The following is a 23,728-nucleotide window of genomic DNA, read 5'->3' as shown; positions in this document are numbered from 1 at the left end:
CTTGGCTTTGGCTTCTCACAACTCAAGTCCAGCGCCAGTTATCGCCGACATCGCCGATTTCGATCGTCAGTCCGGCTCGCTTCTCGAGCGTTTGCTGTTCAATAATCGCCCCGTGGTGCTGCTGCTATGCCTGTTGACCACGCTGGCGCTGGGGTTTCAAATTCACAAGTTGAAGCTCAACGCAAGCTTCGAGAACATGATTCCGACGCATCAGCCTTTCATCGTGAATTTTCTCAAGCACTATAACGAGCTCCAATCTCAGGGCGATGCCATCGAGATTGCGGTAACGGCTGATCATGGCAGTATTATTTCCAAGAAGTATCTGGCGACGCTGGAGCATATAAGCGACGAAATTTATCTGCTGCCAGGGGTGGACCGTCCTTTCATGACCTCGCTCTGGACACCATCGACCCGCTGGCTCGCGGTCACGCCTGATGGGCTGGAAGGCGGACCCGTCATCGATGAGACGTATGACGGATCGCCAAAGGCGCTCGACATCGTGCGTCAGAATATTCAAAAAACCGGAAAAATCGGCCAGCTCGTCTCGAACGATTTCACCTCGAGCATGATCTATGTGCCTTTGATGGAAACCAACAACCTCACAGGCAAGCCACTCAACTATGGCCAACTCGCCCGCGAGTTGAACGCCATCCGCGCGAAATATGCCGCGCAGGGTGTGAGCCTGCATATCGTCGGCTTCGCCATGGTCATGGGTGACATGATCAACGCGATCAACAAGGTTCTGGTCTTTTTCCTGATCTCGATTGCCATCGCGACCATCGTGCTCTTCTGGTACACGCGCTGCGTTCGCTCAACGGCGCTGGTTGTCACCGCCTCTCTTGTCGCGGTAACCTGGCAGATGGGGCTTGTGCCTTTGATGGGCTTCGATCTGAATCCCTATTCCGTCCTTGTGCCGTTTCTGATCTTCGCCATCGGCATGAGCCATGGCGCGCAGAAAATGAACGGCGTGATGCAGGATATCGGCCGTGGCACGCATCCGCTTATCGCCGCGCGCTATACATTCCGGCGGCTCTTTCTCGCGGGCCTTGCCGCGCTGGTCTGCGATGCCGCCAGCTTCGCGGTGCTGATGACCATCCGCATCGAAGCGATCCGCGAACTGGCCCTGATTGCCTCCGTTGGCGTCGCGATCCTTATTTTCACCAATCTCATCATGCTGCCCATGCTGTTGAGCTATACCGGCGTCAGCAGGACCGCCGCCCTTCGCAGCCTGCGCAGCGAGGGCGCCGAAGGGCGGGTGAAGCATCTGCTCTGGGATTTCCTCGATCATTTCACACGCCGCCGCTGGGCCACGGTGGCGCTGGTGTGTGGCGTCGCACTTGGCGGAGGGGGCTGGGCCATTGGGCGCCATGTGCAGGTTGGCGATCTGGACCAGGGTGCGCCCGAACTGCGCGCAAACTCGCAGTATAACCGTGACAACGCCTACATCCTTTCGCATTATTCAACCGGTTCGGACACGCTGGTCGTGATGGTTGATACCCAGCCCTATCAATGCAGCAACTTCAAAACAGTCAACACGCTCAACGCGTTGGAATGGCGCCTGGATCAACTGCCGCAGGTGCAGTCCACCAGTTCAATCGGCTCTTTCGCGCAGATGGCGACCATGCTGATGACCGAGAATTCGCCCAAATGGTACGCCATCGTGCGCAACCAGGCCTCGATTGACGATTTCGCGCAATTTGTGCCGCGATCGCTGGAAAATTTCGGCTGCTCGTTCCTGCCGCTGTATGTCAACCTGAATGATCACAAGGCAGCAACGCTAACGAGCGTGACCAACGCCGTCCAGACATTCATCAATAATCCGAAGAACCAGAGCCCGAATTTCAAGATAACCCTGGCAGGTGGCAACGCCGGTATCGCGGCCGCCACCAACATCGTGATCGAGCAGGCGAACAGCCAGATGCTCTATCTGGTGTACGCGACGGTGATTCTCTTCTGCTTCATTGCCTTCCGCTCCTGGCGCGCCGTGCTGTGCGCGGTTCTGCCCCTGATGCTCACTTCCACCCTCGCGCAAGCGCTCATGGTGATGCTGCATATCGGCATCAAGGTGGCGACGCTACCGGTGATTGCTTTGGGTGTTGGCATCGGCGTGGATTATGCGCTCTACGTTCTCTCCATCGTCCTCAAACAATTGCGTGCCGGCGCGAGCTTGTCGGACGCCTATCATCAAACCCTGCTTTTTACCGGAAAAGTCGTTCTGCTCACGGGCTTCACCCTGGCGGCGGGCGTTGTTACCTGGGTTTTCGCGCCGATCAAATTTCAGGCGGACATGGGTCTTCTGCTGGCCTTCATGTTCCTGTGGAACATGCTGGGGGCGATGATTTTGCTGCCCGCGCTGGCCTATTTCCTGCTGCCGCCGCGCCTTTTTGCAACTCATGACGACAAGAAAGCCGAGCAGACCGTATCTGAGACGATGCCCTCCAACTCCATGCTGATGAGCCAGTGAAACACATGTCACCACAGGAAATTATTTTTCGTTTTTATGATCTCGTCGTTAAAGGGGATCTTGCCGGGGCGGAGGCGCTGGTTCACCCTGATTTCCACGGTGAGGAGGCGGCGAGCCTGCCCTATGCGGGCACCTACAACGGCCTGGAAGGCTGGCGCCGCCTGCTCGCCAACGTCGGCTCGGTTTTTACCGAGTTCATGCCGTCGGTTGAATATGCGCTCACCGATGAAACCGGGACGCGCGTGATCGTCATGGTAGGGCTTACCGGCCGCTCGATTAAGACCGGTGAGCGTTTTGAGACCAGCATGCTGGAACTCTGGGAACTCCGCGACGGGCTCATCAGCCTTGTCCGGCCGTATTATTGGGATACGCATTTGCTGCGGCGGGTGTCGGGAATGGAGGGATGATCATGGAAAGCAACAAGCAGATTTTGCAAAAATTCATCGTCGCGGCGCAGACTCTCGATGATAAAACCGTGGCGGCGCTGATGCATCCCGCCTTCGTGGTGCATGAGGCGGCGGGCCTGCCCTATGCCGGTGAATATCGTGGTCTTGAAGGCTGGCAGCGGCTTTTTTCAACCGTCACCGGCATCTGGCGGGATGTTTCGATCAAGACCGAGATGTACATGGGCGCCGATGATGCTGAGGATTTTGCGATACTGATGATTTTGTCTGGAAAATCCCCGGATGGCCGGGAGGATTTTCAGACCCGTATCCTGGAGCATTGGCGCTTGCAGGACGGAAAGGTGATCGAGGTTTGGCCTCATTACTGGGATACGCACGCGATGCGCGTTTTGTATGAAAAGGGCCAGCCGGCCGTTTGATGAAGTTCGGCGCCGGGTTGCGGCGCCGATTTTATTCTACGCTTCTGGAGCCATGAATGCCGCGGAAATTTCAGAAGCCCGTGGATTGCGCCGCAGCGTCAGCCCGCCGTTCACCTGCAAATTCTGCCCCGTCATGAAGCAGCCGTCCTGCGAGAGCCACACGGCGGCATCGGCGATGTCTTCCTTCGTGCCGACCCGGCCAAGCGGATATTCCCGTTCAAAGCAGGCAACAACAGCGGCTTTCGCGAAGGCACCTTCCGTCATCGGTGTATCCGTCAGCCCCGGGGAGATGGAGTTGGCGCGAATGCCCTTTTCACCAAACTCATTGGCGATGCATCTGACGACATGGTCGGTGCCGGCTTTCGTTCCCATATAAGCGGCGTGATTATCAAGCATGATGGTGGCGGTGGCCGATGAGATCTGAATGAGCGAGCCGCCCTTGGGCATGTGCGGAATCACCGCCTGGTAGAAATAATAGGGGCCGATGAATTGCAGCGCTGTCATTTTCGCAAGCTGTTCCGCGGTGGTTTCAAGGAAGGGCACCAGCAGGCCCCAGCCGGTGGAGTTGATGGCGATGTCCACACGGCCATATTTGTCCTGGGTGAAGGCGGCCAGCGCCTCGCAGTCAGACTTCATGGTGATGTCGCAGGGCTTATAGGCGCAGCCGTTATCTTTCGCGAAGGTGGTGAGTTCATCCTCGCGCCGGCCGGAGACGACGACATTCGCCCCCTCGGCGAGAAAACGTTTCGCCAGTGTCTGGCCGAGATTACCCTTTGCGCTCGCTCCCAGGATGATCGCGGTTTTGCCGTCGAGTTGCTTCATGGTATTTCCTTTCGTTATGCGGCGTTTTTGTAATATACGAAAACCCGGTTTTAATATATACAAAAAATTGTTTATTATATATTTGAAGGCTAAATTTTATGAAGCCGGCAGCGCGGCGCGCCGCATAACGCGGAGTCCCGCGAAGCCTCCCGTTGGGGCTATGCGCGCCGGGAATAAATCGTGATGATGCTCTCGCATTCCGCGATCAGCCGGTGGGCGCGCTCTACCGCCTGGGCGTGCGCGGCCTCGGCGCTCTGCCCCGCAACCGGGGGATGTTTCTCCTGGGCAAGGCTTTTCAACTGGTCCTTCAAAATCGCGCGGATCTTGATCCAGTCGGCTTCCAAGGCTTCATTCAGGTCCATGGCATCATCCTCAATTTGGCACGCATTGCTGGTTGAGGCGGCCTTGCCGCGCGGGCAAGCGCCCCGGGCGCCATCATATAGCCATGGCTTGAGCCGCGCCACGCTTCTTTCGGGCGGCCTGGCGCCGGGCCGGCGTGCCCGTATTTGACATCTGCCGCGCGGCATAGTTTGCTGGGCGCACCGAGGGGTGTTCCGTGAAGGAACTGAGACGTCGCTTGGGGACATGTCCCGCCGCGATAAACCCTTTGAACCTGATCCGGATCATACCGGCGGAGGGACGGGGGTTTGCAGCTTATCTTTGCACCCGCTCTCTGTTTTTTGGAGGGCGTACCGCGTGACCATTCAGCAGAAGCTACATGAAGTGACCACCGGGCCGATCATCGGCTCGAGCAAGATCTATTCCGCGCCACAGCAAAGGCCCGATATTCTGGTGCCGTTCCGCGAAATCGCGCTGCACCCGAGCGCCAACGAGCCGCCATTGCGGCTTTATGACACCTCCGGCCCCTATACTGAAGATGCGGCAAAAATCGACCTGGACGCCGGCCTGCCCAAACCCCGCGCCGGATGGATCGCCGGACGCGGCTATGCGGCTGCCGCCGGGCGGGAGGTTAAACCCGAGGACAATGGTTTTACGCCCGTTGACCGGCTGGTGCCCCTTTGCCCGGCGCCGCACCAGATTCATGTGGCGCGCGATAGCCAGATGGTCACGCAATACGAATTCGCCCGCGCCGGGATCGTCACCGAGGAGATGATCTATGTCGCGCACCGGGAAAACCTGGGGCGCTACGCCGCGCATGAGCAGGCGGCGGCCCTGCGGGCTGATGGCGAGGATTTCGGCGCGGCGATTCCGGAATTTGTCACGCCGGAATTCGTCCGCGCGGAAATCGCTGCGGGGCGCGCCATCATCCCCGCCAACATCAACCACCCGGAGTTGGAACCCGTCATCATCGGGCGCAATTTTCTGGTGAAGATCAACGCCAATATTGGCAACTCCGCGGTGACATCCAGCGCCGCCGAGGAGGTGGAGAAGCTGGTCTGGGCCATCCGCTGGGGCGCGGATACGGTGATGGACCTCTCCACCGGGCGCAACATCCACAACATCCGCAGCTGGATTCTGCGCAATGCGCCGGTGCCGATCGGCACGGTGCCGATCTATCAGGCGCTGGAGAAAGTCGGCGGTGACGCAAGCAAACTTGATTGGGAAGTGTTCAAGGACACACTGATCGAGCAGGCCGAACAGGGCGTGGATTATTTCACCATCCATGCCGGCGTGCGGCTGGGCTACATCCCGCTCACCGCCCGGCGCGTCACCGGCATTGTCTCGCGCGGCGGCTCCATCATGGCGCATTGGTGCCTCTCGCACCACCGCGAGAGTTTTCTCTATGAGCATTTCGGCGACATTTGCGACATCATGCGCAAATACGATGTCTCGTTCTCATTGGGTGACGGCTTGCGCCCCGGCTCCAACGCCGATGCCAACGACGCCGCGCAATTCGCCGAGCTGGAAACCCTGGGCGAGTTGACGAAAACCGCCTGGGCGAAGGGTTGCCAGGTGATGATCGAAGGCCCCGGCCATGTACCGATGCACAAGATCAAGGCCAATATGGACAAGCAGCTCGCCACCTGCGGCGAAGCGCCGTTCTACACGCTGGGGCCGCTGACGACCGACATCGCGCCGGGCTATGACCATATCACCTCCGCCATCGGCGCTGCGATGATCGGCTGGTTCGGCACCGCCATGCTCTGCTATGTCACACCCAAGGAGCATCTCGGCCTGCCGAACCGCGAGGATGTAAAAACCGGCGTCATCACCTACAAACTCGCTGCCCATGCGGCGGATCTGGCAAAAGGCCATCCTGCCGCCCGGCTGCGCGATGATGCGGTTTCGCGCGCGCGGTTCGAGTTCCGCTGGGAGGATCAGTTCAACCTGAGCCTGGACCCGGACACGGCGCGCAGTTTCCATGACGAGACGCTGCCCAAGGAGGCGCACAAGACCGCGCATTTCTGCTCCATGTGCGGGCCAAAGTTCTGTTCCATGAAAATCAGCCACGATATTCGCGAGGAGGCGGCGCGCATCACCGGGCTGGAGACGCAAAAAGCCTTGTTCCAGGAGACCGGCAAGCAGCTCTACATGCCGGTGGCGCCGGCCAGCTCTGGCGTGTAGGCGGCGGGGGTTTTACCCAGCAGATGGCAGATCGCGTGGCATAATGCCGCGCGGTTGAGCGTATAGAAATGGAAGTGGCGCACCCCGCTCTCATAAAGCTTCATGCACATTTCAGCGGCGATGGTGGCGGCCACGATCTGGCGTGTCTCGGGGTGCTCATCCAGCCCCTCGAGCAGCCGGTTCATCCATGGCGGGATTGCGGTGCCGCACTGGGCGGCGAATTTGCGCGTCTGCGCGACGTTGGCGGCCGGAAGAATGCCGGGGACGATCTCGGCGTTGATACCGGCGGCGGCGGCGCGGTCTCGCAGGCGCAAGAACGCCTCGGGCGAGAAGAAGAACTGCGTGATGGCGCGGTCCGCCCCGGCGTCAATCTTGGCCTTCAGGTTGTCGAGATCAGCCTGGATGCTGAGGGACTCCGGATGGCATTCAGGATAGGCCGCAACCGAGATTTCAAACGGGGCAACGGCTTTCAGCGCCGCGGTCAGCGCCGTGGCGTTGGCAAAGCCCTGCGGGTGCGGGGTAAAGCGCTGGCCCGCCTGTGGCGGGTCGCCGCGCAGGGCGACGATATGGCGGATGCCCGCCGCCCAGTAGCTCTGCGCGATCTCCAGCACCTCGCGCTTGCTGGCCCCCACGCAGGTGAGATGCGCCGCCGCCGGTATCGGGGTCTCATGCGCGATGCGGGTAACCGTGGCATGGGTGCGCTCGCGCGTGGAGCCGTCCGCGCCATAGGTCACGGAGACAAAACGCGGGCCGAGCGGCGCCAGGTTTTGCACGGTCTCCCATAACGCGGCGTCCATTTTATCGGTCTTTGGCGGGAAAAACTCGAAGGAAACCTCAATGTCCCCCGCGGCGTGAGCAAAAGCAGGGGCGCCCTGGCGCATCGGAGAGAGCGAGTTCATGCGGCAATGTCTTTCATATCAGCCAGGGCGGGGCGCTGGCCCAGCCAGAGTTTCACGGTTAATTCGCCACCCGCGAGCGGCTGGGGCGGCGTGGTCTCAAGTCCCGCGCCGGCGAACCAACCGGCGATCTGCTCATCGGTGAAGCCCAGCCGGGCGTGCGCGTGGCGGGTGCGCAGCTCTTCCTTCTCGTGCGGGCCGAAATCCACCACCAGCAGCCGCCCGCCGGGGGCAAGCAGGCGCGCCGCCTCGGCAACCGCCGTTTCGGGCTGCTGGGCGTAGTGCAGCACCTGGTGGATGATCACGGTATCGGCGCTGGCGCCCGGCAGCGGCAGGGCATGAAAATCCCCCTGGCGCAGTTCCGCCTGTTCCAGCCCGGCGCGGGCCAGCTTGGCGCGGGCGAGGCGCAGCATCTCGGGGCTGCGCTCTATCCCGATGACGCTGCGCGCCGTCTCCCCGAAAAGCTCGATCATCCGCCCGGTGCCGGTGCCGATATCAACCAGCCGGCCGATGGGCGCGGCGCTCAGCGTGGCGCGGATCGCGGCCTCAACCTGGCTCTCCGCCACATGCAGGGAGCGCATTTCGTCCCATTCGGCGGCATGGGCGTTGAAATATTCCTCCGCGGCGCGGGCGCGCTCGCCCCGCACGGCGGCGAGGCGGGCCATATCCGCAAGCGCCCGGTCATCGCCCTCCTCCAGCCCGCTCCAGGAGTCGATGGCGGCCAGCAATGGCGCCATCCGCGCCGCATCGCCCAGGCTGAGAAAAACCCAGCTCCCCTCCTTGCGCCGCCGCGCGATCCCGGCATCGGCCAGGATTTTTACATGCCGCGAGACACGTGGCTGGCTCTGCCCTAGCACCTGCGCCAGCTCACCGATGGAAAGTTCCATCGCCCGCAACAGGGCCAGCATCCGCAGCCGCGTGGGATCGGCCAGGGCACGGAAAATTTCAAGCGCATCGTTCATATCAGTTGTAGATATAAAGATATGCTTATGTCTTTGTCAACGCTGGCCGCAAGCCGCCAGCCGCAGCATGGGGCCGGGCATCGCGGTGTCTTCAATGCGGGTAAAAACCAGCGGATCGGCGGTTTCCTGGTTTTGTTTGCCTGGCCTGGTATTTCCGCGCTGGGCCGCGATTTCACTTGGTTTGGAAAAGATATTGATATCTGAGCGCTGTGGTGACAGCGGCATTACCATTTTTTTAACAGGTTTCGCCCCCCTGGCCATGCCAGTTTTATGCGCTTACAAATTGCGCCAGCGGAATACCGAAGGGCGAACTGGCGTGATCAATCTGCATGGATGAAACAGTAAAGCCGCGCCAGCTGTGCAGGGTTGTTTTTTGCGCCGTGCTGGCCGCCTTCGCGGGCGGCGCCGCGCTGGCCGCTCCCGCCAGCGTGGACTGGGTGGCGGCGAAATCGGCGCCGCAGACTCCCGAAATTTCAGCCTTCGCAAGTGAGCAGCCGGGCGGGGTTGTCATGGTCACCTCCGTTCAGCCCGGGGTTGTTTCCGGGCTTGCCGTGCTGCCCGGCCAGAGGGTCGCGCCGGGGCAGGTCATCGCCCGGCTGGGCGGCCCGCAGGTTGCCGCCGCCCTGGCCCAGGCGCAAGGCGCGCTGGTGGATGCCACGGCCGCGCGGGATGCGGCGGCCATATCCCTGGCGGCGGAACAGCAGAAGCTGCAACAACACCTCTCCACCCGCCAGCTGGTCGCGCAGGCCAGGGCCGCGCTCGCCACCGCAACGGCGCGCCGCGCAACGGCGGCGGCGGATTTAACGGCGCTGCGGCAAGCGGTGGTTTTGCGCAGCCCGCTGGCGGGGGTGGTGCAGAGCGTACCGGCCGTCAGCGGTGGGTTTCTGGCGGCGGGGCAGGTTGCCGCCACCATACAGCCCGCAGCGGGCAACTGGCTCCGCGCCGTGTTCTACAACGCCGCCGCGGCGGATATCGCCCCCGGCGCCCCGGGCATATTCACACCCGGCAGCGGCGGCGCCCCGGTGCCGGTGCGCGTGCGCGGCGCGCTTGGCACGGCGCAGGCCGATGGCGGCCAGCCGGTGGCCTTAACGCCGGGCAGCCCCCTGGCGCCGGGGGTGTTCGGCACGGTCACGCTCGCCCTGCCGGCGCGCGAGGCGGTCATGGTGCCCTCCAGCGCCCTGATTCTCGACAAAGGCCAATGGTGGGTGATGCTGCACACCGCGTGGGGGGATCATCCGGTCCCGGTTGTGCCGGGCCCGGCGCAAGGCGCTGACACGGTGATAAAATCCGGCCTGAAGCCGGGCTGGGATGTGGTCGTGGTGAACGCGTATCTGCTTTACCATCGCGGCATCGCCGCCTTGTATCAGCCGCCTGATTAGCGCCGCGCCCATGATGTCTTCATTCATCCGCGTGTTGCTGCGGCCCGCGCTGTGGATTTTGCTGTACGGCGGGATGATCGGCTACGGCGTTTACGCGCTGGTGAACATTCCGGTCGAGGTTCTGCCGGCGTTCAATTTTCCGGCGATCAGCGTCATCACGCATCTGCCGGGCACCACGGCCACCAGCATGGAAACCCTGGTCGCCACCCCGCTTGAGGGCCAGCTGCTCGGCCTGCCGGATGTGACGCAGGTGCGCTCGGCCATCGGCGATGGGGTGGTTGAAACCGATTTGCGCTTCCGCGCGGGCACGGACCCTAACGCCGATCTCCAGGCCGTCAACGGCGCGATTGACCGCGTGCGCGCCAGCCTGCCGCCCGCCGCCCAGCCTTTGTCCGAGATTATGGGCAACGCGATCAACGAAGTGGCCGACTATGCGCTGCAAATCCCCGCCGGGGTGCCCCATGAGGAGGTTTCCCGCGTGGTCGCCGCCACCATCGTCCCCGCCTTGCGCGCGATATCCGGCGTGCAGCTGGTTGATAGCGCCGGCATTGGCGATGCGGCGCTCTGGGTGCAGCCGGACCTGAACGCCCTGCGTCAGGCGCATATCCCGGTGAGCGCGCTCACCGCCGCGCTGGCCGGGCAGGTGAGTCTGGCGCCCGGCGGGTATCTCACGCTCGGGCATCAGGATTCGTTGATTGAGCTGCATAACCTGCCCACGCGCATTGCCGATTTAAACGCAACGCTGGTCGCCGGGCCAAACGGGCCGGTGGCGCTGGGCAGCTTGGCGCGCATCATCCATGCCACGCTGCCCACCCATCAGCGTGAATTGCTGGACGGCCAGCCAAGCATCGCGCTGACGATTTTCAAGCAACAAGGCGCCTCCACCCTGCCGGTGACGCAAGCCATCGCCCGCAGGCTGGCGGCGTTGCGCGGCCAGCTCCCGCCCGGCGTGCGGTTCATCCGCATTTATGACCAAGGGCATCTGGTGCATGCGGTGGGGGCGGATCTGCGGCGCAATCTCATCATCGGCGGCGTGCTGGCGATTGCGGTCATGCTCTTCGTGCTGGGCGCGCGCAGCGGCGCGTGGCTGCTGGCGTTGAGCATCCCGGTCTCGCTGCTGCTGGGCATCGCCGGGCTGTATGCCGCCGGGCAGAGCCTCAATTTGATGACGCTGGGCGCGATCACCGTGGCGCTGGGGCTGGTGGCCGATGACGCAATCATTGTGCTGGAGAGCATCTGCCACCGCTGGGAGGCGGGCGATGCCCCCGCCGCCGGTGTTTTGCGCGGCCTGCGCGACATCGCGGCGCCGGACATCATCGGCACGCTGACCACCATCCTGGTGTTCGTCCCCTTGTTGTTCACCGGCGGGCTGGCCGGGCTGTTTTTCATCCCCTTCGCTTTGGGCATGGTGTTCTCTCTGCTGGCCTCCCTGCTGGTGTCGCTCACGCTCATCCCGCTCGGCCTCAGCCTGGTGCGCCATGGCGGCGCCATCCCGCAGCCCTCGCGGCGCAGCGAGCAGCTCCTGGCCGCGCTGCGGCGCCACAACCGCCGCCTGTTCAACTTTGTGCTGCGCCATCCGCGCTGGGCCATCGGCGGCTGTTTCCTGCTGCTGTTGGTAAGCCTGGCGGCGATGAGCCTGGTCTCGGTGAATATTCTCCCCTTGCCGAACGAGGGCGTGCTGCTGGAATCCTTCACCCTGCCTCCCGGCACCGCGCTGCTGGACACGCAGGCGGCGGTCAATTCAATCGTCACCCGCATCAACGCCAACCCCGCAGTGGCCCACAGCCTGGCGCGCATCGGTTCGGCCGCGGGCAGCAACTACACCGAGCCAGCCTACGCTGGGGAGATCGAGATTCTGCTGAAACCCGGCGCCGGGGCAAACAGCCTGGATGCGATTGCCGCCCAGATACTCGCCGCCAGCCAGACCCCCTCGGTGCAGCTCGGGGTGGACACGCCGACAGTCGAGCGCCTGGGCGAGAGCCTCTCGGGCCTGCCGCAACCCTTTGAAATCCAGCTGTACGGCACGAAATTCGCTGAGATGGCCACGCTGGCGGATGCGATCACTTCCCGGCTGGACAAGGTGAACGGCCTCTCTGGCGTGTTCAATAACGACGGCTATCCAGAAACGCAGATCAACGTGCAGCCGCGTCCCGCCGCCCTGGCCGCGGCCGGACTCACGCCCGCGCAGTTGAGCCATGAGCTGGCCGCCCTGCTCGCCGGGCAGGTGGTGGCGCGCGTGCCGGACGGCAACATCGCGCTGCCGGTTTATATCCGCCTGCCTGATCCGGCTGCGTTTTCCCTCAATGACCTGGCCGCCCTGCCTGTTGGCAGCCAGAGCGGCACGCCGCTCGGCCAGCTCGCCAGCATCAGCCTCGTCACCAGCCCGAACCAGTTTCACCATATCGACGGCGCGCGCGCCTTCGATATTCTGGCAACCCCCACCACCGCGCCGGGGACCGCCATCGCCGCAGCCAAGCGGGCGCTGGCCAGCCTGAAGCTGCCGCCTGACTACCGCATTGCGTTCGGCGGGTTGTACCCCATGCTGGAGAGAGCCGTCCTCGGCCTGGGCATCGCCTCGCTCGCCGCGGTCATCCTCATGGCCGGCGTGCTGGTGCTGCGTTTTGGCGGCCGGCGTGCGCCAGGATTGCTGATGATGCAGATTCCCCTGGCGATGACCGGCGGCGCGCTGGCCCTGGCGGCCAGCGGGCTGGGGCTGAACGGGATCGGCCTGGTCGGCTTCCTCACCCTGGTGGGCGTCAGCCTGAACCACGGCATTGTGCTGCTTGACCGCGCCCAGCAAAACGAGAATGCCGGGCTGGCCCCGGCGCAGGCCATGGAGGAAGCGCTGAATGTGCGCTTCCGCCCGATTTTTCTCACCACCGTTGTCGCCGTGCTGGGCATGCTGCCCACCGCTCTGGGGTTTGGCGCGGGCGCCGCGCCCGAGCAGGGGCTGGCCGTCGTCATCGCGGGCGGCATCGTCTGGAGCGCGCTGCTCAGCACCAACCTGATCCCGGCTTTATACATTCGCTACCGCGGCAAATAAGCGCCGGGTATGGCCGGTTTTTATACCGGCCATCTCTCTCAACAGGCTTGGCTCAGGCGTGGCGCAGCGCGTATTCCAGCGTATCGAGCGCTTCGGCGAACACGCTATCCTGGATCGTCAGCGGGTAGAGGAAGCGGATGACATTGCTGTAAACGCCGCAGACCAGCAAAATCAGCCCGCGCTGCTGCGCGATGGCCTGCACCTTTTTCACGAACTCCGGCTGCGGCTCGCCATCCTTGGGGTTGATGAACTCGGCCGCCACCATGCTGCCCGGCCCGCGCACATCGGCGATGAACGGCACCGCCTCGCGCAGCGCGTTCAGCCGGGCTTTCAACCGCTCGCCCAGCACCGTGGCGCGGTGCTCCAGTTTCTCATCCTCGATGATCTCCAGCACCGCATGGGCCGCGGCAACCGCCAGCGGATTGCCGGCATAGGTGCCGCCCAGCCCGCCGGGGGCCGCCGCATCCATCAGCGCCGCGCGGCCCACCACACCGGCCAGCGGCAGCCCGGCGGCGATGCTCTTGGCGAAGGTAAGCAGGTCGATACGCACATCATGCTGCGCGGAGGCGAAGAACGTCCCGGTACGCGCCGCGCCGCACTGGATTTCATCGGCGATCAGCAGAATGCCGTGCTCATCGGCAATTTCGCGCAGGCCGCGAATAAACGCCACCGGCGCCGGGTAGAACCCGCCTTCGCCCTGCACCGGCTCGTAGATGAACGCGGCGATACGCTTGGGGTCGATATCGCTCTTGAACAGCCGGCGGACATGGGCCAGCGAATCCTCGATGCTGACGCCATGCAGCGGGTTGGGGAAGGGGGCGTGGAAGACATCGCCCGGCATCGCGCCAAAGCCGGTCTTGTAGGGAACCACCTTGCCGGTCAGCGCCATGCCGAGCAGCGTGCGGCCATGGAAGGCGCCGTCGAACGCGATGACGCCCGAACGCCCGGTCGCCGCGCGGGCGATCTTGACGGCATTTTCCACCGCCTCGGCGCCGGTGGTCACCAGCATGGTCTTCTTGGCCTCAGCCCCCGGCGCGCGGCGGTTCATTTGCTCGGCGAGCGAGACATACCCCGCATAGGGCACCACCTGATACGCGGTGTGGCTGAAGCGGCCGAGTTGTTCGCTAACCGCGGCGATCACGCGGGGGTGGCAATGGCCGGTGTTCAGCACCGCGATGCCGCCCGCGAAGTCGATATAGCGGTTGCCCTCGATGTCCCATAATTCGGCATTGAGCGCCCGCTCGGCGTAGAAAGTCTCCAGCACGCTCACGCCGCGCGGTGTCGCGGCCTGGCGCCGTGCCTCCCAGGCGGCGTTGCTCTGGGTGGTGTCTGGTTTGGAAGCTGTATTCAACATGAGATATTTCCTTGGCTCTGGTGAAAGTGGTTCTGGTGAAAGCCCCGCCCTTATCCCGCGGCGTAACCGACAACGCCTTTAATTTCGAGGAACTCTTCAAGCCCCCACTGGCCCCATTCGCGGCCGTTGCCGGACTGTTTGTAGCCGCCGAAGGGTGCGTTCAGATCGCCTTTCGGATAATTGATGTACACATTGCCGCTGCGCATCTTGCGCGAAATTTCCTGCGCCCGTTCGCGGCTGCCTGATTGCACATAGGCGGCCAGGCCATAAACCGTATCATTCGCCAGCGCGATCACCTGCGCCGGGGTCTCATAGGTGAGGATGGAGAGCACGGGGCCGAAAATCTCCTCCCGCGCGATGCGCATATCCGGCGTCACATCGGCAAACACGGTCGGGCGGACATAATAGCCCCGGTTCAGCCCGTCCGGGCGGCCGGTGCCCCCGGTCACGAGCGTCGCCCCTTCGTCGATCCCGGCCTGGATCATCGCCTGGATCTTGTCATATTGCAGCTGGCTGATCACCGGCCCCATATAAACCTGCGGGTCCGCCGGCGCGCCGACCTTGATGGCCTCGGCGGCACGCCGGGCGGCGTCCACCGCCACGCCGCGGAACTGTGCGGGGACAAACATGCGCGTCGGCGCATTGCAGGACTGGCCGGTGTTCTGGAAACAATCCACCACGCCGGTGGTCACCGCGGCTTCGATATCCACATCGTCGAGCAGGATATTGGCCGATTTTCCGCCCAGCTCCTGGTGCACGCGCTTGATCGTATCCGCCGCGGCCTTGGCGATGAGAATCCCCGCGCGCGTGGAGCCGGTGAAGGAGATCATGTCTATATCAGGATGCTCGGACATCGCGGTGCCCACGCCGGGGCCATCGCCGTTGACCAGATTGAACACGCCGGGCGGAACCCCCGCCGCATGCATCACCTCGGCGAAGATGATGGCATCCAGCGGCGCGATTTCGGATGGTTTGAGCACCATGGTGCAACCGGCGGCAATCGCCGGGCAGACCTTGCAGGTGATCTGGTTGATCGGCCAGTTCCATGGCGTGATCATGCCGACCACGCCGATCGGCTCCTTGGCGATCAGCGTCGTGCCCTGCATGTGCTCGAACTCGAAAGTCTCCAGCACCGAGATCATCTGGGTCAGATGCCCAACACCGATGGCCGCCTGCGATTTATGCGCCAGCGTCACCGGCGCGCCAAGCTCCAGCGTGATCGCGTTGGCGATATCCTCATAGCGGGCCTGGAAGGCCGCGAGAATCCGCTTGAGCAGATCGAGCCGCTCCGCGCGCGTCGTCTGGCTGAATGTCTCGAACGCCTTGCGCGCGGCGGCCACGGCGAGGTCCACATCGGCTTTGGAGCCCAGCGAGATCTGCGTGAACGCCTCTTCGGTCGCGGGGTTGATCACATCCATCGTGCGCGGCGTCACCGGGTCCACCCATTCGCCATTGATATAAAACTGCCGCTCATGTGCCATCGTTGTTATTCCTTATAAAAAAACTTCAAACGCCGGTTTCATGCGTCCCGCCGGGCGCGCACGGCCTGGCCAAAATGCTCAAACAGCGCGCGGTTGGGCGCGCTCAGCTCGGGCCGGTATTCCGGGTGCCATTGTACGCCGATGGCGAAGGGATGCCCATCAGCAGCGACAATCTCGGGGATGCCGTCCTCGGCATAGCCATGCACGGTGAGCCCCGCGCCGATTTTTGCCAAAGCCTGATAATGCAGCGAATTCACCGCGAAAGACGGCGCGCAGAATACATCGGCCAGAGGCGAGGCTTCAATCAGGCTCACCCGGTGCAGCGGCGCGTAGCGGTCCTCGTAACGGGCGTCTTCCGGGGCGTGATGCTCAACCGCCGGCTCCCGCGCGGGGATTTTGGTCTGTAATGTGCCGCCCTGCGCGACATTCAATTCCTGCAACCCCCGGCAGATGAAAAGTGCGGGCACCCGCGCGCGCAGAATCGCGGGGATGAGCATGAGCGAGAGCGCATCGCGCGCATCGTCGAACGGCCCATCCCCCGCCGCCGTATCGCCGTAGCGCCAGGGCCGGATGTTCGAGGGGCTGCCGGTGAAAAGAAATCCATCGCACAGCGCCAGCAGGTCGTCCACGCCGCCGCGCCCCTGCTCGCTCAGCAGTGCGATCGGCAGGCAACCGGCAAATTGCGACACCGCCTGCACATATTTATCGCCGATGATCTGATACGCCATGCCGCCCAGATCGCGCATGTCAGTAATAACGCCCACCACGGGCCTGCGTGCCGTTTTCATTTATCAGCCTTGGACCATTGGTTTTTTATACCGTTCAGCACATGAAAAATCCGCCCGCTCATACAATGCCGGCCAGCCGCAGCGCGCCCAACTCCTCGCCGGAAATTCCAAGCATCCCGCCCAGCACATCCTGCGTATCCGCGCCCAGCAGCGGAGAGGCGCGCTCATCCTCCACTTGGGTGCGCGAGAAGCGCATCGGGTTGGCGACGCTGCGCATCGAACCGGCGCTGGGGTGCGGCACGGTTTTGAAGATGCCGCGCGCCCGCACCTGTTCATGCCCCTCCAGATCGGCGAATTGGTTGATCGGGCCGCAGGGCACGCCGATCATCTCCAGCCCGGCAATCCAGCTCTGGGCCGGGCGCTGGCGCATCAGCGCTTCCAACAGGGGGATCAGCGCCGCCCGGTTTCTCACCCGCGCCGGGTTGGTGGCAAAGCGCGCATCGAGCGCCAGCTCCGGCGCACCGGCAAAATCCGCGAAGCGCCTGAACTGCTCATCATTGCCGATGGCCAGGATCACATGGCCATCCTGCGCCGGAAACACCTGATAAGGCACAATGCTCGGATGCGCGTTGCCCAGCCGCGGCGGCTGCTCCCCGGAGACGAGATAACTCATGATCTGGTTGGCCAGCGTGGCGATCTGCACGTCAAACAGCGCGATATCGATATGCTGCCCCAGCCCGCTGCGCGCGCGCTCGGCCAGCGCCGCCAGCACGGAGGTGGCGGCATACATGCCGGTGAACACGTCGGTCACGGCCACGCCCACCTTCATCGGCTCCCCGTCCGGCTCCCCGGTCAGGCTCATCAGCCCGCCCATGCCCTGCATCAAAAAATCATAGCCGGCGCGGGCGCGGTAGGGGCCGGTTTGGCCAAACCCGGTGATTGAGCAATAAATCAGCCTGGGGTTGACCTCCGCCATATCCGCGGGGCCGAGCCCCAGCCTGGCCAGGCCGCCCACCTTGAAGTTCTCCAGCAGAATGTCGCTCTGCGCGGCCAGCCGCTTCACCAGCGCCTGCCCCTCGGGTTTGGCGAAGTCGATCGTCACCGATTTTTTGCCCCGGTTGGCGCAGAGGAAATAGGCGCTCTCGCCGCGCGCCGGCCCGCCCGCCGCGGGTGGCAGAAACGGCGGTCCCCAGCTGCGCGTATCATCGCCCACCTCCGGCCGCTCGACCTTGATAACCTCAGCCCCCAGATCCGCCAGCACCTGCCCCGCCCAGGGGCCGGCCAGAATACGGCTGAGGTCGAGAACGCGAACGCCGTGCAGCGGGCCGGGCATGCTCTAAAACGCCGCGATGCCGGTCATCGCGCGGCCCAGGATGAGCGCATGCACATCATGCGCGCCCTCATAGGTGTTCACCGTCTCCAGGTTCACCATGTGGCGGATCACATGATACTCATCGGCGATGCCGTTGCCGCCGTGCATGTCGCGCGCAACGCGGGCAATATCGAGCGCCTTGCCGCAGTTGTTGCGCTTGAGCAGGGAGATCATCTCCGGCGCGGCTTGGCCCGCATCGAGCAGGCGGCCCAGTTGCAACACGCTGTGCAGGCCAAGGGTGATCTCGGTCTGCATATCGGCCAGTTTTTTCTGCACCAGCTGTGTCGCGGCGAGCGGGCGGCCGAACATCTTGCGCCCCAGCGTATAGTCGCGCGCGGCATGCCAGCAGAACTCCGCCGCCCCCAGCGCGCCCCAGGCGATGCCGTAGCGCGCGTTGTTGAGGCAGGAGAACGGGCCGCGCAGGCCCTTCACGCCGGGCAGCAGCGCCTCCTCGGGCACGAACACATCCTGCATCATGATCATGCCGGTGGTGGAGGCGCGCAGGCTCACCTTGCCCTCGATCTTGGGCGTGCTCAGCCCGGCGGCGCCGCGCTCGATGAGGAAGCCGCGAATATCGCCCGCATCGTCCTTGGCCCACACCAGCAGCACATCGGCGAGCGGTGAATTGGTGATCCAGGTTTTCGAGCCGTTGAGCACATAACCGCCATCCACCTTCACCGCCTTGGTGCGCATCGAGGCGGGGTCAGACCCGGCATCCGGCTCGGTCAGGCCAAAACAGCCGACAAATTCACCCGTGCGCAGCCTGGGCAGATATTTATCCTTCTGCGCCTGCGAGCCGAACGCATAGATCGGGTACATCACCAGCGAGGACTGCACCGAGAAAGCGGAGCGGTAGCCGCTGTCCACGCGCTCCACCTCGCGCGAGATCAGCCCGTAGGCGACATAGCTGACATCGGCGCAGCCATGGGTGCCAAGCGTCGCGCCGAGGAAGCCCAGCTCGCCCAGCTCGTTCATGATCGAGCGGTCAAAATGCTCCTCGCGGAAGGCTTTCAGCACGCGCGGCTGCAATTTTTCCTGGCAATAATCATGCGCGGCGTCGCGGATGGCGCGCTCCTCCTCGCTCAACAGGCTCTCAAGCCGCAACGGGTCGCTCCACTTGAACGGACCCATTTTCCCTTTGGTGGCTTGCGGCTGCGTCATGGTGAATTCCTTGCTGAAAAACGCCCGGCTTGCGGGGTGGCGGCGTTACTCTTGCCGCACCTTCAAAACCGGCGCAAAGGAATTAAAATGGAAGTTTAATGTTATTTTAGCATTAAACTCCAGATGCCGGAGGTCAAGCCGTGGAACTGCATCAGCTGCGCTGCTTCGAGATGGTTGCCGAGGAGCTGCATTTCGCCCGCGCGGCGGACCGCCTGGGCATGACCCAATCTGCCGTCAGCCGCACGGTCATGGCGCTGGAGGCCCTGCTCGGCGCCCGCCTGTTCAACCGCAGCAAGCGCTCCAGCGTCACCCTCACCACCACCGGCGCGCTGTTTCTGCCCGAGGCCAAGCTGATCCTGCGCCAGGCTGAGCGCGGGGAGACGGTGGGCAGGCGCGCCGGGCGGGGCGAGCTTGGCCGGATCGAGATCGGCTATGTCGCCTCGGCGGCGCTGGCCGGCACCGTGTCAGACTTCGTGCGCCGCTACCGCGCGGTGGCGCCGGGCGTGGATGTGCATCTGCGCGAGCTGGAAACCCCCCGCCAGATCGAGGACATCGCCACCGGCCGGCTGGACATCGGCTTCATCCGCGCGCGCAAGCAATACCCGGTCGAGATCAGGGTGTTCCGTCTCAGCCGCGACCCTCTGCTGATCGCCCTGCCGGCCGGCCACCCGCTGGCGCGCCAGGAGGCGATCATCCCGGCGGATCTCGCGGGCATCCCTTTGCTGGTGCCCCATTTCGGCGAGGAAGCGGGGTTTCTCACCCGCATCCAGGAGCTGGGCCGCGCCGGGGGGTTCAACCCGGTCATCATGGAGCCGGTGCGCGACTTTCTCACCGTCATCACCACGGTCGCCGCCGGGCTGGGCTTCGGGCTGGTACCCGTCTCGGTGGGCAATCTACGCATCCCCGGCACGGTGCTGCGCCCGGTGCGCGGGTTGGATCTCAGCTCCGATCTGGTGCTCGCCTCCCGCCACGCCGAAGCCTCCCCCGCGGTCAGGCAGTTCATGGCGCTGCTGGGCCAGTTAAAGCCTGCCCCCGGTTGACGCCAGCGAGCCAGCCCATCCGCCGCTCCGCATCATGCCGCCGCCCAGCCCGCTAGAGCCGCCCTGGCGCGGAAATTCTCCAGTGAGTCAGGCCCGCGTCAGCTGGTATTACCGGCGCGTAATGTGTTAAAGCAGGTTTGTTCGCGGATGCCGTCCCGGGCAGGCCCCGCTGGGCGTTTAATGTTAACAGGTTGAGTTTTGCCCCGCCTGCCCCCCGTACTAACTGAGGTTAGGCTTAGCCAAACGGCTAATAATAATTCTATTTGCTTTAATAATTGGTTTGTGTTTAATTCATGCCGCTCCGCCGCAGGTTCGTGGCGGAGCATGGGTCTGGTGTCATTCCAATGCGGCGGCCAATCAAAGCGCCCGCCCAGGATGCCGGGAGGTTGATGTTGATTGAGGTTAATTGAGGTTGAGAGTGTGTACTCGTTGTTCATGCCAGGGTGGGGGCAAGCTCATCCGCGGTGTGGCTGGGTCCAGGCCGCAAGGCGCCGTCCAACCGCATGAGTAAAGCCTAACGCCTTCATCCCGGCGCGCCGGGGTACGAACAAACAGCAATGAAACAGAGGGAACGTAATATGCGTCTGCTTAAAAACGCGGCTTTCGCCGCATTTCTTCTTGCCACGCCCTGCGCGGCGTCGGCCACGACCATCACAATCGCCACGGTGAACAATTCTGACATGATTATCATGCAGAAACTGTCCAAGCAGTGGGAAAAGCAGACGGGCAACAAAATCAACTGGGTGGTTCTGGAGGAAAACGTCCTGCGCCAGCGTGTGACCACTGACATCGCAACCCACGGCGGCCAGTTTGACGTCATCACGATCGGCTCCTACGAAACCCCGATCTGGGCGAAGCAGGGCTGGCTGGCCCCGCTCAACAATTTCCCCGCGTCTTATGATTACAACGATCTGCTGCCGCAGGTGCGCTCGGCGCTGAGCGTCGGCAACACGCTCTACGCCGCGCCGTTCTATGCCGAAAGCTCCTTCACGATGTATCGCAAGGATCTTTTCGCAAAAGCCGGGCTCACCATGCCCGAGCAGCCGACCTACGCGCAGATTGAACAGTTTGCCGACAAGCTGACCGACAAATCCAAGCAGCAGTACGGCATTTGCCTGCGCGGCAAGCCCGGCTGGGGCGAAAACATGGCCTATCTCTCCACCTTGGTTAACACCTACGGCGGCAGCTGGTTCAATATGGACTGGAAGCCTCAGTTGACCACCGCACCGTGGGAAAACGCGATTAATTTCTATGTCGATCTGATGAAGAAAGACGGTCCTCCGGGTGCCGATTCCAATGGTTTCAACGAAAACCAGGCGCTTTTCTCAACCGGCCATTGCGCGATGTGGATTGATTCCACCGCGGCCGCCGGCAAGCTTGAGGACCCCACGCAGTCTCAGGTCGCGGGCGAAATCGGCTTCGTCAAGGCGCCGATCGCCGTCACCACCCATGGCGCCGGCTGGCTCTGGGCCTGGGCGCTGGCCGTGCCCTCCACGACGAAGCACGAGAAAACCGCTGAATCCTTCATCGCCTGGGCAACCTCGCAGAAGTATATCGATCTCGTCGGCAAGACCGAAGGCTGGGTCGTGGCACCTCCGGGCACCCGTACCTCGACCTATGACAATGCGGATTATCTGAAGGCGGCGCCCTTCGCGAAAGCCACCATTGCGGCGATCAACGCGGCCGACCCCAACCATCCCACGCTCAACCCGGTGCCCTACACCGGCGTGCAGTTCGTTGCCATCCCGCCGTTCCAGCAGATCGGCACGGTGGTCGGCCAGGATATGGCCGGCGCGCTGACCGGACGCAGCACCGTGAGCGCCGCCCTGCAAAGCGCGCAGGACAGCACGACGGCGGCGATGCAGCAGGCCGGTTATCTGAAGTAAAATCCGGCAAATCCGGGAAGAGGCCAAACCTCTTCCCGGTACTTCCCACCTCATTCCCCGCTCTTTCTTAAAGGAGACGTGAGACATGTCAGGGCCCCAAACCCCCATGGCGCATCGCGGCACCAAGCTCATGCGTACCTGGCCGCTGCTAACGCCGGTGGTTTTTTTGCTGCTGGTCTGGTCCATCGTGCCGTTGTTGATGACGCTATGGTTCTCCTTCCAGCGCTACAATCTGGTGGACCCCACCATCACCGGCTTTGCCGGCTTCAATAATTACAAATTCCTGCTTGAAGATCCGGCGATGCTCGCGGCCCTCTTCAACGAGGTCGTGCTGGTCGGCTCGGTGCTGGCAATCACCATCGTCTTCGGTGTCGCCTTCGCGATTCTCTTTGATCAGGAGTTCTGGGGCCGCAGCATCGCGCGCCTGTTCGTCATCGCGCCGTTCTTCGTCATGCCCACGGTCAGCGCCCTGATCTGGAAAAACCTGCTGATGAACCCGGTGAGCGGCGTTTTCGCCTGGGTCACCACCAAGCTCGGCTTTGGCGCCATTGACTGGTTCACCAATTATCCGATGGCCGGCATCGTCATCATCGTCGCCTGGCAGTGGATCCCCTTCGCCACCCTTATTCTGCTCACCGCGATGCAGTCGCTGGACCGCGAACAAATGGAAGCCGCGCGCATGGATGCCGCCCGCGGCCCGCAGTTGCTGCGCTTTGTCATTCTGCCGCATCTCGCCCGGCCGATCTCCATCCTGCTGATGATCGAGACGATCTTCCTGCTGGCGATTTTCGCGGAAATTTTCATCACCACCTCCGGCGGCCCGGGCGATGCAACGACAACCCTGACCTATCTGATCTACCTGCGCGCGCTGGTGAATTTCGATGTCGGCGGCGCCTCGGCCGGCGGCGTCCTGGCCATCATCCTGGCCAATATCATGGCCTTCTTCCTGGTGCGCACAATCGCACGCAACGTCAACATCTAGGGGCCGCCCATGAAAGCTTCACTTGCTTTTCGCATCTGGATCTCGCTGCTCGGCTGGGGCGCGGCGCTCGCCATGTTCTTCCCCGTGGCGTGGATGGTGCTGACCTCGTTCAAAACCGAGATTGAGGCCGTCGCCACCCCGCCGCTGCTGTTCTTCCACCCAACCCTGCAGAACTATTTCCAGGTCAATCAGCTGGGCGACTACAGCGGCGCGGTCTGGAACTCGGTCATCATCTCCTTCGGCTCCACGGCCATCGCCATCGCGCTCGCCATGCCCGCGGCCTATGCCATGGCTTTCTTCCCCAATCGCTGGACCAAGGATCTGCTGCTCTGGATTCTCTCGACCAAGATGATGCCCGCGGTGGGCGTGCTGATGCCGATCTATCTCATCTGCAAATCCACCGGCCTGCTGGACACCAAAACCGGCCTCGTCGCGATCATGATGCTCGCCAACCTGCCGATCATCATCTGGATGCTCTATACTTTCTTTAAGGAAATTCCAGGGGACATCATCGAGGCCTCACGCATGGACGGCGCGGGCGCCCTGGCGCAGATCCGCGTCGTGCTGCTGCCCCTCGCCGGTCCCGGCATCGCCTCAACCGGGCTGCTGGCCGTCATCCTCTCCTGGAACGAGGCCTTCTGGTCGCTCAACCTCACCGCGGTGCACGCCGCCCCCCTCACCGCCTTCATCGTCGCCTTTTCCAGCCCGCAGGGGTTGTTCTGGGCCAAGCTTTCCGCCGCCTCCACCCTGGCTGTCGCCCCGATCCTGGTTTTCGGCTGGATGACCCAGCGCCAGCTCGTGCGTGGCCT

General features: G+C 63.3%; 20 protein-coding genes and 1 riboswitch. Of the genes, 10 read left to right on the top strand and 10 right to left on the bottom strand.

The window, feature by feature from the left end; all coding sequences use genetic code 11:
• Window position 1: 1 nt before the first annotated feature.
• Genes HKL97_RS13285 through HKL97_RS13275 form a run of 3 tightly spaced genes read left to right on the top strand, consistent with a single transcriptional unit; the run spans window position 2 to window position 3,287 of the window.
• The gene (locus HKL97_RS13285) at window positions 2-2,464 is read left to right on the top strand and encodes an RND family transporter (protein WP_291426160.1); all 2,463 of its coding nucleotides are present in this window, start codon (window positions 2-4) and stop codon (window positions 2,462-2,464) included.
• Between the two features lie 5 nt (window positions 2,465-2,469).
• On the top strand, window positions 2,470-2,871 hold the full coding sequence (locus tag HKL97_RS13280; RefSeq protein ID WP_291426158.1) for a nuclear transport factor 2 family protein: 402 nt from the start codon (window positions 2,470-2,472) through the stop codon (window positions 2,869-2,871).
• A 2-nt stretch (window positions 2,872-2,873) separates the two neighbouring features.
• Window positions 2,874-3,287, top strand: a complete 414-nt coding sequence (locus HKL97_RS13275; protein WP_291426156.1) for a nuclear transport factor 2 family protein — start codon at window positions 2,874-2,876, stop codon at window positions 3,285-3,287.
• 36 nt (window positions 3,288-3,323) lie between these two features.
• Here HKL97_RS13275 and HKL97_RS13270 read toward each other — a convergent pair whose 3' ends face one another.
• Together HKL97_RS13270 and HKL97_RS13265 are read right to left on the bottom strand one after the other, a co-directional pair.
• Entirely contained in the window at window positions 3,324-4,109 is a 786-nt protein-coding gene (locus tag HKL97_RS13270) for an SDR family oxidoreductase (protein WP_291426154.1), read from the bottom strand.
• A gap of 158 nt (window positions 4,110-4,267) precedes the next feature.
• Complete coding sequence (locus tag HKL97_RS13265; RefSeq protein WP_291426152.1) at window positions 4,268-4,471, bottom strand: hypothetical protein; 204 nt, start codon at window positions 4,469-4,471, stop codon at window positions 4,268-4,270.
• A gap of 173 nt (window positions 4,472-4,644) precedes the next feature.
• Window positions 4,645-4,766, top strand: a riboswitch (TPP riboswitch).
• Between the two features lie 39 nt (window positions 4,767-4,805).
• Here HKL97_RS13265 and thiC point away from each other — a divergent pair.
• A complete protein-coding gene (gene thiC / locus HKL97_RS13260) occupies window positions 4,806-6,635 on the top strand; it encodes a phosphomethylpyrimidine synthase ThiC (protein ID WP_291426150.1) in 1,830 nt (609 codons plus the stop codon).
• Here thiC and metF read toward each other — a convergent pair.
• From metF to HKL97_RS13245, 3 genes are read right to left on the bottom strand one after another with little or no spacing between them, the layout of a single operon-like run.
• Window positions 6,599-7,534 carry a methylenetetrahydrofolate reductase [NAD(P)H] gene (metF, locus tag HKL97_RS13255; protein ID WP_291426148.1) on the bottom strand — a complete coding sequence of 312 codons (936 nt, stop codon included), beginning with the start codon at window positions 7,532-7,534 and terminating at the stop codon, window positions 6,599-6,601. The two genes, thiC and metF, sit on opposite strands and share 37 nt — an antisense overlap.
• The gene (locus HKL97_RS13250) at window positions 7,531-8,493 is read right to left on the bottom strand and encodes a metalloregulator ArsR/SmtB family transcription factor (protein WP_291426146.1); all 963 of its coding nucleotides are present in this window, start codon (window positions 8,491-8,493) and stop codon (window positions 7,531-7,533) included. The genes metF and HKL97_RS13250 overlap by 4 nt, the downstream gene beginning before the upstream one ends.
• Window positions 8,494-8,529: 36 nt before the next feature.
• A complete protein-coding gene (locus HKL97_RS13245; RefSeq protein WP_291426145.1) occupies window positions 8,530-8,754 on the bottom strand; it encodes a hypothetical protein in 225 nt (74 codons plus the stop codon).
• 68 nt (window positions 8,755-8,822) lie between these two features.
• On the opposite strand from HKL97_RS13245, the gene HKL97_RS13240 reads away from it, so the two are divergent.
• Window positions 8,823-9,872 (top strand): efflux RND transporter periplasmic adaptor subunit, encoded by a 1,050-nt coding sequence (locus tag HKL97_RS13240; RefSeq protein WP_291426143.1) that lies wholly within the window; start codon window positions 8,823-8,825, stop codon window positions 9,870-9,872.
• Window positions 9,873-9,882: 10 nt separating this feature from the next.
• On the top strand, window positions 9,883-12,915 hold the full coding sequence (locus HKL97_RS13235) for an efflux RND transporter permease subunit (RefSeq protein ID WP_291426141.1): 3,033 nt from the start codon (window positions 9,883-9,885) through the stop codon (window positions 12,913-12,915).
• A gap of 52 nt (window positions 12,916-12,967) precedes the next feature.
• Here the strand turns inward: HKL97_RS13235 and gabT are convergent, their stop codons facing one another.
• Genes gabT through HKL97_RS13210 form a run of 5 tightly spaced genes read right to left on the bottom strand, consistent with a single transcriptional unit; the run spans window position 12,968 to window position 19,011 of the window.
• Window positions 12,968-14,269, bottom strand: coding sequence for a 4-aminobutyrate--2-oxoglutarate transaminase (gene gabT, locus HKL97_RS13230; RefSeq protein WP_291426139.1), 1,302 nt, complete (start codon window positions 14,267-14,269; stop codon window positions 12,968-12,970).
• A 50-nt stretch (window positions 14,270-14,319) separates the two neighbouring features.
• A complete protein-coding gene (locus tag HKL97_RS13225) occupies window positions 14,320-15,750 on the bottom strand; it encodes an aldehyde dehydrogenase family protein (RefSeq protein WP_291426137.1) in 1,431 nt (476 codons plus the stop codon).
• 38 nt (window positions 15,751-15,788) lie between these two features.
• Window positions 15,789-16,538, bottom strand: a complete 750-nt coding sequence (locus tag HKL97_RS13220; protein ID WP_291426135.1) for a gamma-glutamyl-gamma-aminobutyrate hydrolase family protein — start codon at window positions 16,536-16,538, stop codon at window positions 15,789-15,791.
• 58 nt (window positions 16,539-16,596) lie between these two features.
• Entirely contained in the window at window positions 16,597-17,811 is a 1,215-nt protein-coding gene (locus HKL97_RS13215) for a CaiB/BaiF CoA-transferase family protein (protein WP_291426132.1), read from the bottom strand.
• A 3-nt stretch (window positions 17,812-17,814) separates the two neighbouring features.
• Window positions 17,815-19,011, bottom strand: a complete 1,197-nt coding sequence (locus HKL97_RS13210; protein ID WP_291426130.1) for an acyl-CoA dehydrogenase — start codon at window positions 19,009-19,011, stop codon at window positions 17,815-17,817.
• Window positions 19,012-19,151: 140 nt separating this feature from the next.
• On the opposite strand from HKL97_RS13210, the gene HKL97_RS13205 reads away from it, so the two are divergent.
• From HKL97_RS13205 to HKL97_RS13190, 4 genes are all read left to right on the top strand, one after another.
• Window positions 19,152-20,051, top strand: a complete 900-nt coding sequence (locus tag HKL97_RS13205; protein WP_291426127.1) for a LysR family transcriptional regulator — start codon at window positions 19,152-19,154, stop codon at window positions 20,049-20,051.
• A 578-nt stretch (window positions 20,052-20,629) separates the two neighbouring features.
• A complete protein-coding gene (locus HKL97_RS13200) occupies window positions 20,630-21,937 on the top strand; it encodes a sugar ABC transporter substrate-binding protein (protein WP_291426124.1) in 1,308 nt (435 codons plus the stop codon).
• A gap of 85 nt (window positions 21,938-22,022) precedes the next feature.
• A complete protein-coding gene (locus tag HKL97_RS13195; protein ID WP_291426122.1) occupies window positions 22,023-22,919 on the top strand; it encodes a carbohydrate ABC transporter permease in 897 nt (298 codons plus the stop codon).
• Window positions 22,920-22,928: 9 nt separating this feature from the next.
• Window positions 22,929-23,728, top strand: an 800-nt coding sequence (locus HKL97_RS13190) for a carbohydrate ABC transporter permease (protein WP_291426120.1), incomplete at its 3' end; no start/stop codon positions are given.

It is taken from the genome of Acidocella sp., assembly GCF_013044125.1.
Lineage (GTDB): Bacteria > Pseudomonadota > Alphaproteobacteria > Acetobacterales > Acetobacteraceae > Acidocella.
This window is presented reverse-complemented; position numbering and strand designations above follow the sequence as displayed.